This window comes from Mesorhizobium sp. M1273 (assembly GCF_040318195.1).
GTDB lineage: Bacteria > Pseudomonadota > Alphaproteobacteria > Rhizobiales > Rhizobiaceae > Mesorhizobium.
In genome coordinates this window covers 40,533-56,639 of sequence record NZ_JAMYLV010000016.1, presented here as the reverse complement: position 1 = coordinate 56,639, position 16,107 = coordinate 40,533, and the positions used below count along the sequence as shown (strand labels likewise).

Below are 16,107 nucleotides of genomic sequence, written 5' to 3'. Positions count from 1 at the left end.
GATCGGCGCCGTCACAGTTGGGGAACGACGCCCAGCGTCAACCAAGATACGGGTAAAGCGGAAAACGATCCGTCAATGTCGTCACCTTGGCCTTCACGGTTGCCTCGACGGCCGCATTGCCCTCGTCGGAATTGGCGACCTTCAGTCCATCCAGCACTTCGGCGATCAGCTTGCCGATCTCGCGGAACTCGGCCTGACCGAAGCCGCGCGTGGTGCCGGCCGGCGTGCCGAGCCGAACGCCCGATGTCACGAAAGGCTTTTCCGGATCGAAGGGGATGCCGTTCTTGTTGCAGGTGATGTTGGCGCGGCCAAGGGCAGCCTCGGCGCGCTTGCCGGTGGCGTTCTTGGGACGCAGGTCGACCAACATCAGATGGTTGTCGGTGCCGCCGGAGACGATGTCGAGACCGGTTTCCTGCAGACTGGAGGCCAGCGCCTTGGCATTGGCGACGACGCTCTCCGCATAGATCTTGAAGCTCGGCTTCAGCGCCTCGCCCAGAGCCACCGCCTTGGCGGCGATCACATGCATCAGCGGTCCACCCTGCAGGCCGGGGAAGACGGCCGAATTCATCTTCTTGGCAATATCCTCGTCATTGCAAAGGATCATGCCGCCGCGCGGCCCGCGCAGCGATTTGTGCGTCGTGGTGGTGACCACATGGGCATGCGGCAGCGGCGACGGATGCATGCCGCCGGCGACCAGGCCGGCGATGTGGGCCATGTCGACCATCAGATAGGCGCCGATCGAATCGGCGATCTCGCGAAAACGCTTCCAGTCCCAGACACGTGAATAGGCTGTGCCGCCGGCCAGGATCAATTTCGGCCTGGTCTCATGGGCGGTCTTCTCGATCGCATCCATGTCGAGCAGATGATCGTCCCGGCGCACGCCATAGGAGACGACCTTGAACCATTTGCCGCTCATATTGACCGGCGAGCCATGTGTCAGGTGTCCGCCGGAATTGAGGTCGAGGCCCATGAAGGTGTCGCCGGGCTGCAGCAGCGCCAGGAACACCGCCTGGTTCATCTGGCTGCCGGAATTCGGCTGGACGTTGGCGAAGTTGCAGCCGAACAGCTTTTTCGCGCGTTCGATGGCCAGTTCCTCGGCGACATCGACGAATTGGCAGCCGCCATAGTAGCGCTTGCCCGGATAGCCCTCGGCATATTTGTTGGTCATGATCGACCCCTGTGCCTCGAGCACGGCACGCGAGACGATATTTTCCGAGGCAATCAGCTCGATCTCGTGGCGCTGGCGGCCGAGTTCGTTGCGGATTGCGCCGAAAATCTCGGGGTCGGCATCGGCAAGCGTGGTTTCGAAAAAGGATTCGAATTTGTTCGACACTGCCGCTGCTGTTGCCATGGGCTGAAATCCTCAAGGTTCGGGGTCTGTCGCGCCATTAACACAGTTGCTTTCGGCCCGCCACGTTTGCAGCGCGAAATTTGCTGGCCGGATTGCGCCAGAGGGACTGGCAGCCTCTATTTCCTTGCCTGCCGGCCCTTCAGCAGGGCCTCGGTGAGCGTGATCTCGGTGAACAGCGCCTGCATCGTATGGTCGTTAATCTGGCCGCTGCGAAACATTGCGCGAACCGCTGCGCGTTCGGCCTCAATGCCCGCCAGCCTCAATTCGAGCTCCAGCCGTCCGGCCTCGCGGGCCTCGGCGCGCGCCTCGTCGGCCTCGTCGGAGGTAGCGATGCGGCGACGGTAGCCGGCGACGATGCTGTCGGCGGCGGCAAGCCGGGCGCCGGGTATTTCCCCTTCATCGCCGTCGGTCGCGCCGGCCATGCTCTCGATGCGGGCGATGGCGGCCTTGGCCGCGCCCACACGCGCAAGACGCTCCTCGGCAGCGCCAGGATCCTCGCCCGGCTCGACCAGCCCGCGTGCCACCTTGGGCAAGGCAAGGCTGGCTATGAGCAATGAGCAGATGATGACGCCTGCGGCGAGGAAGATCACCACGTCGCGCGCCGGAAAGGGCGAACCATTCGGCATGCTGAGCGGCAGCGACAGGATGCCGGCCAGCGTGATGGCGCCGCGCACGCCGGCAACAGAGCCGGCGATCCGGACGCGCAGCCCGAACGGCTCGGCCTTCTGCTCGCGTAATCGCGCCGAGACGCGCGTCGCGATGTCGCCGACCCAGATCCACAGGAAGCGCAGCCCGATCAGGCATAGTGTCAGCGCGACCACCGTGGCGATTGGCTGGATGACCGGATAGCGGCTGCCGAGCTCAGGCGGCACGTTGCCGATGATTTCGGGAAGCTGCAACCCGAGCAGGATGAACAGCGCGCCGTTGAAGACGAAGGATAGCGTCGTCCACAGCGATACGGTCTGTATGCGCGCCGAGACGCCGAGAAAGCGGAAAATCCCGGAGCCGCCGGTGAGCACTCCGGCCGTGACCGCCCCCAGAATGCCCGAGGCGCCGACATTCTCGGCGCCGAGATAGGCGATGAACGGCAGCAGGACCATGACCAGCACCTGCGCCTCGGACGGCACGCCGCCGATACGGTTCAGCAATTGCAGCACCTTGGCGGCGACGAACAAGGCAGCCACGCCGGCCAGGATGCCGGCAGCGGCGGCATAGAGGAAAGTCACGGATGCCGCGACGAAGGAGAAGCTGCCGGTCAAGGCAGCTGCCACCGCAAAGCGGAACATCACGAGGCCCGACGCATCGTTGAGCAGCGCCTCGCCCTCCAGGATGTGCATCAGCCGGGCCGGGACCAGGCTCTTGTCGACGATCGAGGAGACGGCCACCGCATCGGTGGGCGACAGCACCGCAGCAAGTGCGAAAGCGACGACGAGCGGGATGCTCGGGACAAGCCAGTGCAAAGCGTAGCCGAAGCCGACAATGGTGAAGAAGACCAGCCCGATGGCGAGGTCGAGGATCGGCCCGCGCAGCGCGATCAGTTCGCGCTTGGGCGCACCATAGGCGTCGCTGAACAGCAGCGGTGGGATGAACACTAGCAGGAACAGCTCGGGATCGATCTCGACATGCATGCCGCGCACCGGCCAGGCGAGCGCTGCACCGATGGCGATCTGCAGTACCGGCAGCGGCACCCGCACCAGCCGGACCAGCGCGCCCGAAACGGCGACGAAGATGAGCACGACCAGAATGAACATTGCGACATGCATGATGCGATTTCCGACTACAGCGCCGCGTCCTTTTTCCGGCAATCGGCCCAGCAAAGCTTTCCGCGAAAGACTCGGCAACGAAAAAGGCCGCCTTCCGGCGGCCTTTTGCAAATGAACTCAGCTGCTTAGAGCGCGGATGTGATCTGCAGCTCGTTGGCTCCGTCGAGGCCGTAAATGTCGTCACGGAACTGGACCACGCCCGGCCCTGTCGACCAGGCCGAGACGTAGAGAAAATAAACCGGCACCGGATTGGTGACCTGCACCGGCGTGTTCTCCCCGGTCTTGATCGCCGCCTCGAAATGCTGGCGATCCCAGCCCGGTGTGTCGCGCAGAATCCAGGTGACGAGGTCGCGCACGTTCTGAACCCGCACGCAGCCAGAGGAATCGAAGCGCATCAGCTTGCCGAACAGGCTCTGCTGCGGCGTGTCGTGCATGTAGACGCCGTCCGGGCTGGGAAAATTGATCTTGACTGAGGCCATCGCGTTGCCGGAACCGGGATCCTGGCGGAAGCGGTATTTGGCGGCATCATCGGTCGACCAGTCGACCGTCATTGGGTCGACCTCGCTGCCGTCCGGCGCAAACAGGCGGATATGGCTGTCCTTGAGATAGTTGGGGTCCTTCCGCATCAGCGGAATGATATCCTTGCGCACGATCGAGACCGGCGCGTTCCAGTACGGATTGACGATGATTTCGTTGATCTTGGAATTGACGATCGGCGTCTGGCGATCGATCTTGCCGACGATTGCGGTGTGGCGCAGCACAACGCGGTCGTTCTCGACAGCCTCGATCTGCGCCGCCGGGATGTCGACCAGAACATAGCGGTTGCCAAGCGTGCCGGCCCGCTCACGCAGCCGTTGCAGATTGGTCTGGAGCTGACCAAGCCGAACCGGCGCCGACACGTTCATTGCCGCGAAAGTATATTTGCCCGTGGTTCCGTCGGCCGGCAAGCCGTGACGCAACTGGAAGCGCTTGAGCGCCGAGTCGACGTACGAATCGAACGCTTCCGAGAGCCCGGCGCTCTGCGCCAGATCGCCCGATATCATCAAGCGCCTGCGCAGCGGCACCACATCGGGATCCTCGACGCCAAGCTGCAGCTTCTTGGTGTCTGGAACCTGCTCCCAGCCGCCTTGCGCGACGATATTCTGATACTGCATGATCGCCTGCTCGGTGAAGGACACCGTCTGCAGGCTGAAGATCGGCAGCGTCGAGGCAACCTTGCCGCCTTCGCTGGCACGCGCATCGAATTGGTCGTCCCAATTGCCGCGCGCCGAGGATTTCAGGATATCCCCGATCACATCCTGCGCACTGGCGCGGCCGGCGACCATTGCGGCTGCGAGCGCGGAGGCTCCTGAAAGGAAGAAACGGCGACTGGTTCTCATGGACGTTCCAGACATTCTTGCTACAATTCAACCCACCGGGCGGTCTCGCCCGCACTCTAGAGTTGGCTTCTTAACAATTAGCCAACCATGGCCCGCATCACTTCGGTGTAAAACCACATGGGAAGTGACTTGAGCACAGGACAAATGCACGGCTTTGGCCCCAGCATCACCCGCATCTTCGGTTCCATTGGAATATGGCGGCAACGTGGCTGTTGCTCGAATTTGGATCGGCCGGCCTGACGAAACGGCAAGACCGGTGCTTTTCGGCACCGGCCTTTGGTCCACTCCGCGGCAGCACTTCCGTAGTCCAGCCTCAGATCTAGATGCGGCGGATGCGATTACATCCGGTAGGCGATGGTATCGTTCCAGAACCGATCCAGGCGCTGCAGGGCGCGGTTCATCTGCTTGAACTCTTCCGTATTGATGCCGCCAACCTGCTCGATCGAACCGACATGGCGCTCGTAGAGGCCGGCGACGACTTCCGCCACCTCATTGCCCTTCGGCGTCAGCGAAACCCGCACCGAACGGCGGTCGATGCGCGAGCGCTGGTGGTTGATGAAGCCGAGATCGACCAGCTTCTTCAGATTGTAGGAGACATTCGAGCCGAGATAGTAGCCACGCGAGCGCAGTTCGCCGGCGGTCAGCTCCGAATTGCCGATGTTGAACAGGAGCAGCGCCTGGATGGCGTTGATGTCGGAGCGACCGTTGCGGTCGAATTCGTCCTTGATCACATCAAGCAGACGGCGATGCAGCCGCTCGACCAGCTGCAGCGATTCCATGTACAGCGAACGGATCGCCTCGCGGCGGTCATCGGATACGTTGGCGGTCTTCGCCGCCGGACGCGAATTGATCATTGTCTTTGCCTCTCGTTTGTCGCCCGGTGATTTTTTGTTCTTCACCTTGATCGCGACACTATCGAATACTCATAAAATTCGACTTAAACGCCAAGGCTAACAAGAGCTTACCGGTAAGGGGTTTCGAAAGAGGCTTAACGGACGGTCACCCGAGCAAGGATAATTAACCTAAAGATTTAGCCAACGATCCTGGCCGGAATTGCTATCGCCGGGGTTGCCGCTTCTGGATCCAGATCACCACGCGGAACACTATGTAGAGCAGCGCCACCGCAAGGTGCGAGGCGACGATCAGCGGCCGGTGGCCGAACAACTCGGGGAAGCCAGCATACATGACGCACTCGGTCACCGCGCAGATGAACCAGATCACCGGCCCCCAGGACGCCAGCATCCACAGGCCGGCGGCAGCGAACGGAAAAAACACCGCCAGCACCACCGCCGCCACCTGCCAGTGTACCGGCATCAGGTCGAAGCGCCACAACGGGCCCGGGTAAAAGCCGATCAGCCGGATCCAGTACAAGATGCCGAACAGCAGACAGTAGCCGGCGATGACGCGCTGGAACCAGGCGAAGATGACCTCGATCGTCGAGGGCTGCAGCACCACGCGTCTCGAGGCGACCTCGCTCACAGCTTCAGTTCCCGTTCGCCGAGCGGTGCGAAATAGGCGTCGACGTTGGCGGCGCTGACGTCATCGATACCTGCCGGCCGCCATTGCGGCGTCGAGCCTTTATCGATGATGGCGGCGCGGATACCTTCATAGAAGTCGTGCCCGGCAAGCATGCGGTTGAGGATACGGAACTCCATTTTCATGCACTCGTCCATCGACAACGTCTGCCCGGTGCTGATCTGGCGCCATGCAACATGCAGGCTGGTCGGTGAACGTGTGCGGATGGTGGCCAGCGTCTTCGCCGCGAACTCGTCGGCAGCGGCTGCCCGCTCCAGACTGGCGACGATATCGGCCAGCGACGGCTGCGCGAAATGCCGGGCGATGGCTTCCAGCGTCGGGCTGTCGGTCTCGCGCCTGGCCGGGACGAAGCAGCCGCGCAGCACCGATTCCGGGTCGCCGCTTTCCGCCAGACGGTCGAGGAAGCCGGCCTGGTCCTCCGCCTTGATCGTATGGGTGGCGAGGCCCGACCACAAAGCATCGCCATAGCGGATGCGGTTGCCGGTCAGCGCCAGATACATGCCGAAGCTGCCGCCGAGATCCGGCAACAGATGGCTGGCGCCGACATCCGGGAAAAAGCCGATGCCGACCTCGGGCATGGCAAACTGGGCGTTCTCGGTCAGCACTCGCTGCGAACCATGGAAGGAGATACCTACGCCGCCGCCCATGACGATGCCGTCGATCACCGCGACATAGGGTTTCTTGAAGCGGGCGATGCGGGCGTTCAGCCGGTATTCATCGGCGAAGAAATCGACCGGAGGCCTTCCTGCGCGGCCGGCTTCGTAGATGTGGAGGATGTCGCCGCCCGCCGAAAATGCCCTGCCCTCGGCCTTGACGACGACAACGTCGACGCCGTCGTCGCGCTCCCAACTGCGCAGCGCCTTGTCCAGCGCCTTGACCATGCGGTGGGTTACGGCATTGAGCGCCTGCGGCCGCGTCAGCGTGACGACGCCAGCCCTGCCCAATCTTTCGAAGCGAATCTCGTCGCCTCCGCCAAAATCCATCGCCAGAGAATCCCTCCCCGCGCCCGCCGGGAGTGAAGTGCTAAAGCGTGGCGCATGGCCGCGTCAATGGCGGCGGCCAATCCGCTGCATGGTCGTCGGCGTCACCCAGTGCTAATGCTGGCGCTTTGAACCGGAAGGTTGAACCATGCCTTGGTTGCCGCGCCTTGCTGTTATGGTGGTCGGCCTGATCGCTGCGAACACTCCTCCCGTATCGGCCGAAACCGTCGACGAGCTCTATCAATCGCAGACCATCGTCACCGGCCAGGGCGAGGTCAACAGGCAGATCGGCTTCAAGGCCTGCCTCGATGCGGTGCTGGTTCGTGTGTCCGGCGATCAGCGGCTGCCGAAGAGAACTGAGATGGCGGCGCTGCGCGACAAGGCCGGCAGCTTCGTTGCCGAATTCCGCTATCGCGACCGTCTCGAAGGCATTCCAATCCATGACGAACAAGGCACCCATGACCGGCCGCATGATCTCACTTGTCTGTACAGGCCTGACGTTATCGATCCGGTGCTTGCCGCGCTTGGCAGCAAACCATGGCTTGGCGAGCGGCCACGCCTGGCAATTTTCCTGGCGGCGGAGCAAGGCACAAGGCAGTTCGTGCTGACCGCCGACGATGAGCGCGGGGCGGCGATGCGCGAATCCTTCGTCAATGCCACCGGTCCGCTGGTCATGCCGATTGTGTTTCCCGAAGCGTCACTGCTGTCGGCCTCGAAGCTTGACGACCAGGCCCTGCGCCATGCCGATATCACGACGCTGGACCAGCTTGCCAGGAAGGCCGGAGCCGACCAGGCGCTCGCCGGCAGTATCGTCTGGAGCGACAAGGAACTGGGCTGGATAGCCGACTGGCGGCTTGCCTTGAATGGCAAGAGCTACAATTGGCAAGTGCGCGGCGTCAGCTTCGACGAGGCATTCCGCGTCGCCATGCGGGGTGCTGCGCAGATCCTGTCGGGCAATGGCCAACCAGAATAGCGCCCGACAAGACCGCTGGCACAATCGTGTCGCATTGGTCAGCAGCGGAGGCTCGTGGTAAAAGCCGCCCGATCCGGAGTTTTTGCGATGAACAGATTCACCCCTGCAAAGCCTGCCGGCGCGCGCAGCGTCGACGAGATCACCGGCAGCCGGCGGCTGCGGCGCATGCGCAAGGCCGACTGGTCGCGCCGCCTTGTCCAGGAGAACCGGCTGTCGGTCGACGATCTGATATGGCCGATCTTCGTCGTCGACGGCAGACAAGTGCGCGAACCGATCGCCGCCATGCCCGGCGTGTTCCGCCTGTCGCTCGACCTCGCCGTCAAGGAGGCTGAGCGCGCGGCCAAGCTTGGCATTCCGGCGATCGCCACTTTCCCCAATGTGGAGCTCGGCCTGCGCGATCAGACCGGTTCGCACATCCTCGATCCGGAAAACATCATCAACCGCGCCACCCGCGCCATCAAGCGGGCGGTGCCGGAGATCGGCATCATCACCGACGCGGCGCTTGACCCGTTCACCTCGCATGGCCATGACGGCATCTTGCGCGAGGGCATTATCGTCAATGATGAAACGGTGGAGCAAGTGACGGCGGCGGCCGTCATCCAGGCGGCGGCGGGGGCCGACATCATTGCCCCCTCGGACATGATGGACGGCCGGATCGGTGCCATCCGCGATGCGCTCGACGCCAATGGATTTCAGGATGTGGCGATCATGTCCTATGCGACCAAGTTCGCATCCGCTTTTTACGGCCCCTACCGTGAGGCGGTCGGCACCGCCGGCCTGCTCAAGGGCGACAAGAAGACCTATTATATCGATCACGCCAATTCCGACGAAGCGGTGCGCGAGGCCGAGCAGGATCTGGCCGAGGGCGCCGACATGCTGATGGTCAAGCCCGGCCTGCCCTATCTCGACATCATCCGCCGGCTGAAAGTCGAGTTGCAGATGCCGACCTTTGCCTATCAGGTCTCGGGCGAATATTCGATGATCAAGGCCGCCGCCGCCAATGGCTGGATCGACGGCGAAAAGGCGATGCTGGAATCGCTGCTCGCCTTCAAGCGCGCCGGCTGCGACGGCATCCTGACCTACTTCGCGCCGGAAGTGGCGGCGATGCTCAAGGGGTGATGCGCCTTTGTAGCGTCTACATCGAGTAGTGTTCGTTCGTCCAAAGCGCGACATGGAACGCCGCAGGACATCGCTTCAAGTTTACGCTGCCCCTCGTTGCCCTGCCCGGTATTTCTCCCCGTAAAGTGGCAGGGAGAAAGACGCGTTCGTAAAAGATTTTACCAATCTCCAGCGTTGCAAAAACATCGACGTTGCGGCCGGCCCCTTCTCCCCGTCACTATACAGGGAGAAGGGGCCGGCAGGCGGATGACGGGCGGCGCCGACATTGAGATTGGTTATTCCAACATGATTTGGAAGCGATTGCCCCGCCAGCAAAAATACCGCTTGCAAAATGCAATCAGTTAAGCTACCCCGATAACTGCTTGCATGTCACAATTGGTTATCGAGGAGGCTCCCATGTCCAAGCTTCGCGTCAGCGCTTTCACCCTGTCGATCGACGGCTTCGGCGCCGGTCCCGACCAAGACCTGAAGAACCCGCTGGGTGTTGGCGGAGAAGCCCTGCACGAATGGATGTTCGGCACCCGCACCTTCCGCAAGATGGTCCTCGGCAAGGATGGCGGGACCACGGACACCGACGAGGCGTTCGCAGCACGCAGCTTCGAAAATGTCGGCGCATGGATCCTCGGCCGCAACATGTTTGGGCCGATCCGCGGCGAATGGCCGGATGACAGCTGGAAAGGCTGGTGGGGTGACAACCCACCCTACCACGTGCCGGTCTTCGTGCTCACGCACCATGCGCGTGATCCCATTGTCATGGAGGGCGGCACGACTTTCTATTTCGTGACCGACGGCATCCACTCAGCGCTGCAAAAGGCGAAAGCAGTGGCTGACGGCAAGGATGTACGGCTGGGCGGTGGCGTTTCTACGATCCGGCAATATCTCAAGGAAAAGCTCATCGACGAAATGCATCTGGCGATCTCACCGGTCCTGCTAGGCGCCGGCGAGAGCCTTTTTGCCGGCATCGACATGCCCAAGCTCGGCTATCGCTGCAGCGAGCAGGTCGCGACGCCGAAGGCCACGCATGTCATCATCGAGCGCACCTAGCTTGTTGCAGGGCGCCGCCATGGAGGCGCCGCCCTCCTCGCCGCTTTAGTCAGTACTTCTCCGGCACATACAGTTCGCGCGGCAGTACCTGGCGCTCGTATTCGGGATTGAAGACGCGCTCCGGCCGTGTGATCTCTTCGTGCGGCACCTCCTCATAGGGCATCTGCTTGAGCAGATGGTCGATGCAGTTCAGCCGTGCCCGCTTCTTGTCGTTGCCCTCGACGATGAACCACGGGGCTTCCGGAATATTGGTGCGGGCGAACGTTTCTTCCTTGGCCTTGGTGTACTGCTCCCAGCGCACGCGCGACTGGAGATCCATCGGCGACAGTTTCCATTGCTTCATCGGGTCATGGATGCGCATCAAAAAGCGCATCTGCTGCTCCTCGTCGGTGATCGAAAACCAGTATTTGACAAGCGTAATGCCTGAGCGGACCAGCATGCGTTCGAAATCCGGAACGTCGCGGAAGAACTCCTCGACCTGATCCGGCTGGGCAAAGCCCATTACCCGCTCGACGCCGGAGCGGTTGTACCAGGAGCGGTCGAACAGCACGATCTCGCCGCCGGCCGGCAGATGCGGAACGTAGCGCTGGAAATACCATTGCGACTTCTCGCGCTCGGTCGGCGCCGGAAGTGCTGCGACGCGGCAGATGCGCGGATTAAGCCTCTGGGTGATGCGCTTGATAACACCACCCTTGCCCGCCGAGTCGCGGCCCTCGAAAACCACGACGAGCTTCTTCTTGTGATAGGCGACCCAGGACTGCAGCTTGATCAACTCGGATTGCAGCGTGATGAGATCGCGAAAATACTGCAGGCGGTCGATCGATGGCGGATGTGCATTCTTGTAGATCTTGGCGATCTCCATCGACAGCGCCGGCTCCGAGATTTCCAGCTCATAGTCTTCATCCAGCGTGTCGGCGAGTTCCGCTTCCAGCCAGTCCCTGGCCGGGGAATTCTGTTTTATCTCGGTCATTTACGCTGCTCCGCTTACAGGCCTTGCCGGCCGCTGTCAGGCGCTCTGCCGCCCGGCCCGGCGGCCGGAAATCGAAGCGCTGGACCGATGTTAGTATAGGCCGGCAATGACGGTTTTATTGCAGCCACTACTGCGCTGGCTGTGCGTTTCAATCCGCAAGATGTGATCGAGCTTGCCCTGCGGAACGGGCGACAAGCGGAACGAATTATCCTACAAATAGCCGGTTCATTGAGGGCTGTCGTCTGCAACGCCCTTTCCCGATAAATTGTGAGGACACGACATGGAATACCGCACTCTCGGCCGTTCCGGGCTGAAGGTTTCGACGCTGACCATGGGCACCATGACGTTCGGCGGCGGCGGCGCGTTTTCGGCGGTCGGCAAGACCGACCTCGACGAGGCGCGCCGGATGATCGACCTTTGCATCGATGCCGGCGTCAATGTCATCGACACCGCCAATGTCTATTCGAACGGCGTGTCGGAAGAGATCATCGGCGAGGCGCTTGGCGGCAAGCGCAAGGGCGACGTGCTGATCGCCTCCAAGGCGCGCATGCGGATCGGCAAAGGCCCCAATGATGAAGGCCTGTCGCGCTACCATCTGATCCGCGAATGCGAGAGGAGCCTGAAGCGGCTCAGGACGGATGTCATCGACATCTATTTCCTGCACGAGTGGGATGGCCTGACACCGCTTGAGGAAACCATCGCCGCGCTCGACACGCTGGTCGCGCAGGGCAAGGTCCGTTATGTCGGCTGCTCCAATTATTCCGGCTGGCAAGTGATGAAGGGGCTGGGGATCAGCGACCGTCATCACCAGCCACGCTTCGTCACCCAGCAGATCCATTACACGTTGGAAGCGCGCGAGGCCGAGTATGAATTGTTACCGATCTCGGTCGACCAGGGGCTCGGCGTGCTGGTCTGGAGCCCGCTTGCCGGCGGGTTGCTGTCCGGCAAATACCACCGTGACCAGCCGACCGCCCGCCAGCTCAGCGGCTGGTCGGAACCGCCGATCCGCGACGAGGACCGGCTGTGGCGGATCGTCGACACGCTGATCGATATCGGCAATAATCACGGCGTGTCGGCGGCGCAGGTGGCGCTCGCCTGGCTGCTCGGCCGGCCCGCTGTCAGTTCGCTGGTGATCGGCGGACGAACCGAAGCCCATTTCAAAGACAATATCGCCGCTGCAAGCCTTGTGCTTGCCGATGAGGAGCGCACACGGCTCAATGTGGTCAGCAGGCCGCCCGTGCTCTATCCCTACTGGCACCAGCAATTCACGGCAAAGGACCGGTTCGGGCCGGCCGATCTCGTTCTCGACCGCGACGGCGCCTGAAAAGCCGGGCTCTCCGGACTGCGCCGAGATATGGAGCCCGATCGTGCCTTGCGGTGTTGTGTTTGCGGTCCAATGCTCCTAGGCAAAGGCCAAGCACAACGAAAGGAAACGATATGGCACGAGCACCGAACTACGGTCAGGAACGCAAGGAACGCGACCGGCAGAAGGCTGCCAAGAAGGCGGAAAAGCAGGCTGCCAAGGTCGCAGCCAAGGAGCGATCGAAGCCCGAGGGCGAGAGCGAGTCCCAAACCAAAACCGAAACGGCAGAGTGATGATATCCGGGCTGCCAGGCGGGCCGGGCCTCGGTCAAATCCCGCTATGCCTCAGGCAGGCGCCTTGTCGCTGACGAAGACGTTCACTTCACGAGCGGCGGCAATGAAGGCCCGTCTTGCGTTCATGGCCGGCTTGTCGCCGGCCAGCGCATCATGACAGGCTTGCAACGCTTCGCGGTGCTTGGGGCTGCGCTTGCCGGGCCAATTGTTGAGGAGGTAGTCGGAAGCCTCGCGGGCCGTACGCAAGAGCTGATTGCTTCCCGCCGCGCCCTTGACGGTCACGGGTGTGTCAAATCGGTTGTTTTCCATCGCCGCTCTTACGCCATCGGCATTTGCGAAGCGAGACCGAAAGTAGCATTCTTCGCTCATCTGCTCTTTTCGTGATCAATGGCAGCCGATCCTCACTCAAGCGACGACGGCAAATCCCCGGGCGCGCAGGCCGCGCCGGTCGTTGCGCAGCGAGGTCACCAGCCGGTCGCGGCTGCCGGTGATATGGGCCGAAAGCAGGCGGGCGGCGGTATCGGCATCGCCGGCCCGCACCGCCGACAGAATGGCATGGTGTTCGGCCCAGGCACGGCCGAGCGCTGCCTCGTCGCGAACCTCGAGCCAGCGGGCGCGCGACAGGCGCGTCATCGCATCGCGAACCGCTCTGAACAGGAACTCGTTGCCTGACAGGCGTGCCAGCTCGATATGAAAATCCCTGCCGACGCGATGCCATTCCTCGCGCGGCGTCTTGTCGTCGCAGGAATCGAGCATCGCCTCGATGATTTCGACGGCACTTCTGTCCTGCAAGGTGCAAGTCAGCCTGACTGCCGCGACCTCGACCGCCTCGCGATAGACGGCGATCTGCTCCAGCTCGGCAAGATTGATTGGCGAGACCGTCCAGCCGCGGCCGTCGCGGCAGATCAGGCCTTCGGTCTCGAGCCGCAGCAACGCAGCCCTGACCGGCGTGCGCGAGGCGCCGAAGCGGCTTTCGACCCAGCGCTCCGTCAGCCGCTCGCCGGGACCAATCTCGAGCCCGAGGATCATCTCGCGAAGCTGCTTTTCGACGTTCTGCATCTGCGACATTGGCGTTCCGTTCAGGTCATTCGTTCCGGCAATCGGGTCACTGGCCGGCGTTGGCCGATCACGCCGGCCTTTGTCGATCATGTTTGAGAGGCCCGCATTGACAGCGACGGGGCTTGCGTTCATGACAGATACCAGCTTGGTATCCCAAATTGGTATCCACAGCAAGTTCCATGCAAGCTGGCCGGACAGGACAGACATGCCGCAAGACGCCAACCGCGCCACGCACAACGTCCACTGGCGCCGCAATCTCGCCGTGTGTTTTGCCGGCTCGTTCAGCACGCTTGTAGCGATGACGCTGCTGTTGCCCTTCCTGCCGCTTTACGTCGAGCAGCTGGGCGCAGAGGGCCATGCGGCGATCGTGCAGTGGTCGGGCGTCGCCTACGGCGCCACCTTCCTTGCCGCCGCGCTGGTCGCGCCCCTGTGGGGGCGGCTAGGCGACCGTTACGGCCGCAAACTGATGCTGGTGCGCGCCAGTTTCGGCATGGCGCTGTGCATGTCGCTGACCGGCATGGTGCAGACTGTCTGGCAATTGGTGCTCTTGCGCCTGCTGATCGGCTTTGCCGGCGGCTATTCTTCGGGTTCGACCATCCTGGTTGCCATGCAGACGCCGAAGGATCGCTCCGGCTGGGCGCTGGGCGTTCTGTCGGCCGGTATCACCGCCGGTGCCCTGGTCGGTCCGCTGCTCGGCGGCGCGCTGCCGCCGCTGATTGGCATACGCGCCACATTCCTGCTCGCCGGCGGCGTCATTTTCCTGGCTTTTCTGGCAACCACCTTGCTGATCAAGGAGGCGCCTCGCCCGGTTGCCGCCAAGGCCGCGTCAGAAGAAAAAGTGAAGGACAGCTGGTCGCAGATTCCCGACAAGCGCCCCGTCGTCGCCATGCTGGCGACCGGCATGCTGTTGAGTTTCGCCACCATGTCGATCGAGCCGATCATCACCGTCTATGTCCAGCAGCTCATCGAAGATCAGTGCCAGGTCACGCTGGTCTCCGGCATCGTCATGTCAGCGGCAGCGCTCGGCGCCATCCTGTCGGCGTCGCGGCTCGGCAATCTCGCCGACCGTATCGGCCACTGGAACGTCATCGTTGCCGCACTCGCCGTCTCGGCGCTGCTGCTGATCCCGCAGGCCTTCGTTACCCAGGGCTGGCAACTCGTCGGCCTGCGTTTCCTGATGGGCCTGGCGCTTGGCGGTCTTTTGCCCTGCATCACCAGCGTCATCCGCCACAATGTGCCCGACGGGGTCGGCGGCAATGTGCTGGGCTTGTCGATCTCGGCACAATATGTCGGGCAGGTCGCCGGACCGTTGCTCGGCGGCTTTGCCGGCGGCCATTTCGGTATGCGCTCGGTGTTTCTCGGCACATCCATTCTGATGGCGGGCGGAGCGGCCTATAACTGGCTGGTCCAGTCGCGCCGCGAGCGCGACATGCTGGCGGAAGCCGGCAAATCCTGACACGGTTCGCAGCACTATCTCAGGCGGTCGCCAGGAATCACGGAGGCGTGGACATGAGCACGGATGAACACGCGGCAGGCGGCCGCATTCTGGTTTTTGCCGGCGGCCTATGCGGCGCGGCTGGCGTGGCGCTTTCGGCGGCGGCGGCGCATCTCGGCGGCGCTTTGGTCGGTACGGCCGCATCCTTCCTGCTCTTGCATGCGCCGGTCTTCCTTGCCGTCGGGCTGCTCGGTGGCAATAGCATCCTGCGAACCGGAAGCCTCATCCTTCTCGTCGGGCTTCTGCTGTTCTCGGGAGATCTTTTGGCCCGCGACTTCCTTGGCTCGCGGCTGTTCCCGATGTCGGCGCCGATCGGCGGCACGTTGCTCATCGGCGGCTGGCTGATGATGGCCGCCTCGGCGCTGGTGCGGCCGCGCCCTTGACGCGGCAGCCAGGTTCGCCGGTTCTGTCAGTCTTGGCGACGTTCGGGCCGGACTTGGCCGTCGCGTTTGGCCGTTTTGACCACACGCCGCCGCTCCGGCCGTTCGGTGGCCGGCGATATGCCCCAATAATTGCGATAGATGTCTTCGAACAGATGCTTGATCGGGTGCATGGCTTAATCTCCTTTTTGAATCGATCCAATCAGCGGGCACAAAAAATAGGCCGCCGATCAGCTCCGCTTGCGTCCTACGAGGAAACGCAGGTCGCGAATCCACGGACCGGTCCTGTCGCGCCCCTTGCGGGCCTCCGCGCTCGAGCGGATGCTCCAGTCGTTCCGGTAAATGTCCTCGAACAGATAATTGACGGGGTGCATGGCACTCTCCTCTTGTATCGATCCAATGTGCGGGCAAAACCGCTCTTGGATCGATTCAAGAATATGCGTCACAGCATAAATGTCAAGC

Annotated in this window: 18 protein-coding genes; 7 read left to right on the top strand and 11 right to left on the bottom strand. The window is 62.6% G+C overall.

What is annotated here, in order from left to right; all coding sequences use genetic code 11:
* Positions 1-37: 37 nt before the first annotated feature.
* The 6 genes from glyA to NKH30_RS18430 form a co-directional block, all read right to left on the bottom strand.
* The gene (gene glyA, locus NKH30_RS18455) at positions 38-1,351 is read right to left on the bottom strand and encodes a serine hydroxymethyltransferase (RefSeq protein WP_352996506.1); all 1,314 of its coding nucleotides are present in this window, start codon (positions 1,349-1,351) and stop codon (positions 38-40) included.
* 116 nt (positions 1,352-1,467) lie between these two features.
* Positions 1,468-3,114 carry a Na+/H+ antiporter gene (locus NKH30_RS18450; protein WP_352996504.1) on the bottom strand — a complete coding sequence of 549 codons (1,647 nt, stop codon included), beginning with the start codon at positions 3,112-3,114 and terminating at the stop codon, positions 1,468-1,470.
* Between the two features lie 125 nt (positions 3,115-3,239).
* Positions 3,240-4,493 (bottom strand): L,D-transpeptidase family protein, encoded by a 1,254-nt coding sequence (locus NKH30_RS18445; RefSeq protein ID WP_023674488.1) that lies wholly within the window; start codon positions 4,491-4,493, stop codon positions 3,240-3,242.
* Between the two features lie 338 nt (positions 4,494-4,831).
* Entirely contained in the window at positions 4,832-5,347 is a 516-nt protein-coding gene (ldtR, locus tag NKH30_RS18440) for a transcriptional regulator LdtR (RefSeq protein ID WP_023674486.1), read from the bottom strand.
* A 202-nt stretch (positions 5,348-5,549) separates the two neighbouring features.
* A complete protein-coding gene (locus NKH30_RS18435; protein ID WP_023674485.1) occupies positions 5,550-5,972 on the bottom strand; it encodes a DUF6163 family protein in 423 nt (140 codons plus the stop codon).
* The gene (locus NKH30_RS18430) at positions 5,969-7,012 is read right to left on the bottom strand and encodes an enoyl-CoA hydratase/isomerase family protein (RefSeq protein WP_352996502.1); all 1,044 of its coding nucleotides are present in this window, start codon (positions 7,010-7,012) and stop codon (positions 5,969-5,971) included. Before NKH30_RS18430 ends, NKH30_RS18435 begins: the two co-directional genes overlap by 4 nt.
* Positions 7,013-7,157: 145 nt before the next feature.
* Between NKH30_RS18430 and NKH30_RS18425 the strand changes: the two genes are divergently transcribed.
* From NKH30_RS18425 to NKH30_RS18415, 3 genes are all read left to right on the top strand, one after another.
* The gene (locus tag NKH30_RS18425) at positions 7,158-7,982 is read left to right on the top strand and encodes a DUF8605 domain-containing protein (protein ID WP_352472018.1); all 825 of its coding nucleotides are present in this window, start codon (positions 7,158-7,160) and stop codon (positions 7,980-7,982) included.
* Between the two features lie 87 nt (positions 7,983-8,069).
* Entirely contained in the window at positions 8,070-9,101 is a 1,032-nt protein-coding gene (gene hemB, locus NKH30_RS18420) for a porphobilinogen synthase (protein WP_352766906.1), read from the top strand.
* A 396-nt stretch (positions 9,102-9,497) separates the two neighbouring features.
* Positions 9,498-10,145 (top strand): dihydrofolate reductase family protein, encoded by a 648-nt coding sequence (locus NKH30_RS18415; protein ID WP_352682061.1) that lies wholly within the window; start codon positions 9,498-9,500, stop codon positions 10,143-10,145.
* A gap of 49 nt (positions 10,146-10,194) precedes the next feature.
* Here NKH30_RS18415 and ppk2 read toward each other — a convergent pair whose 3' ends face one another.
* A complete protein-coding gene (ppk2, locus tag NKH30_RS18410) occupies positions 10,195-11,115 on the bottom strand; it encodes a polyphosphate kinase 2 (protein ID WP_352996499.1) in 921 nt (306 codons plus the stop codon).
* A gap of 280 nt (positions 11,116-11,395) precedes the next feature.
* Between ppk2 and NKH30_RS18405 the strand changes: the two genes are divergently transcribed.
* A complete protein-coding gene (locus NKH30_RS18405) occupies positions 11,396-12,439 on the top strand; it encodes an aldo/keto reductase (protein WP_352996497.1) in 1,044 nt (347 codons plus the stop codon).
* 113 nt (positions 12,440-12,552) lie between these two features.
* A complete protein-coding gene (locus tag NKH30_RS18400) occupies positions 12,553-12,711 on the top strand; it encodes a hypothetical protein (RefSeq protein ID WP_254817539.1) in 159 nt (52 codons plus the stop codon).
* Between the two features lie 51 nt (positions 12,712-12,762).
* On the opposite strand, the gene NKH30_RS18395 is transcribed toward NKH30_RS18400, so the two are convergent.
* Positions 12,763-13,020, bottom strand: a complete 258-nt coding sequence (locus NKH30_RS18395; protein ID WP_023674477.1) for a DUF982 domain-containing protein — start codon at positions 13,018-13,020, stop codon at positions 12,763-12,765.
* A 96-nt stretch (positions 13,021-13,116) separates the two neighbouring features.
* Positions 13,117-13,779, bottom strand: a complete 663-nt coding sequence (locus tag NKH30_RS18390) for a GntR family transcriptional regulator (RefSeq protein WP_352817677.1) — start codon at positions 13,777-13,779, stop codon at positions 13,117-13,119.
* A 196-nt stretch (positions 13,780-13,975) separates the two neighbouring features.
* Between NKH30_RS18390 and NKH30_RS18385 the strand changes: the two genes are divergently transcribed.
* Positions 13,976-15,226 (top strand): multidrug efflux MFS transporter, encoded by a 1,251-nt coding sequence (locus tag NKH30_RS18385; RefSeq protein ID WP_352682064.1) that lies wholly within the window; start codon positions 13,976-13,978, stop codon positions 15,224-15,226.
* Between the two features lie 53 nt (positions 15,227-15,279).
* A complete protein-coding gene (locus tag NKH30_RS18380; RefSeq protein ID WP_352542399.1) occupies positions 15,280-15,648 on the top strand; it encodes a DUF423 domain-containing protein in 369 nt (122 codons plus the stop codon).
* A 26-nt stretch (positions 15,649-15,674) separates the two neighbouring features.
* On the opposite strand, the gene NKH30_RS18375 is transcribed toward NKH30_RS18380, so the two are convergent.
* Both NKH30_RS18375 and NKH30_RS18370 read right to left on the bottom strand, forming a co-directional pair.
* Positions 15,675-15,818, bottom strand: a complete 144-nt coding sequence (locus tag NKH30_RS18375) for a hypothetical protein (protein ID WP_352472029.1) — start codon at positions 15,816-15,818, stop codon at positions 15,675-15,677.
* Between the two features lie 57 nt (positions 15,819-15,875).
* On the bottom strand, positions 15,876-16,019 hold the full coding sequence (locus NKH30_RS18370; RefSeq protein ID WP_352472030.1) for a hypothetical protein: 144 nt from the start codon (positions 16,017-16,019) through the stop codon (positions 15,876-15,878).
* Positions 16,020-16,107 lie beyond the last annotated feature (88 nt).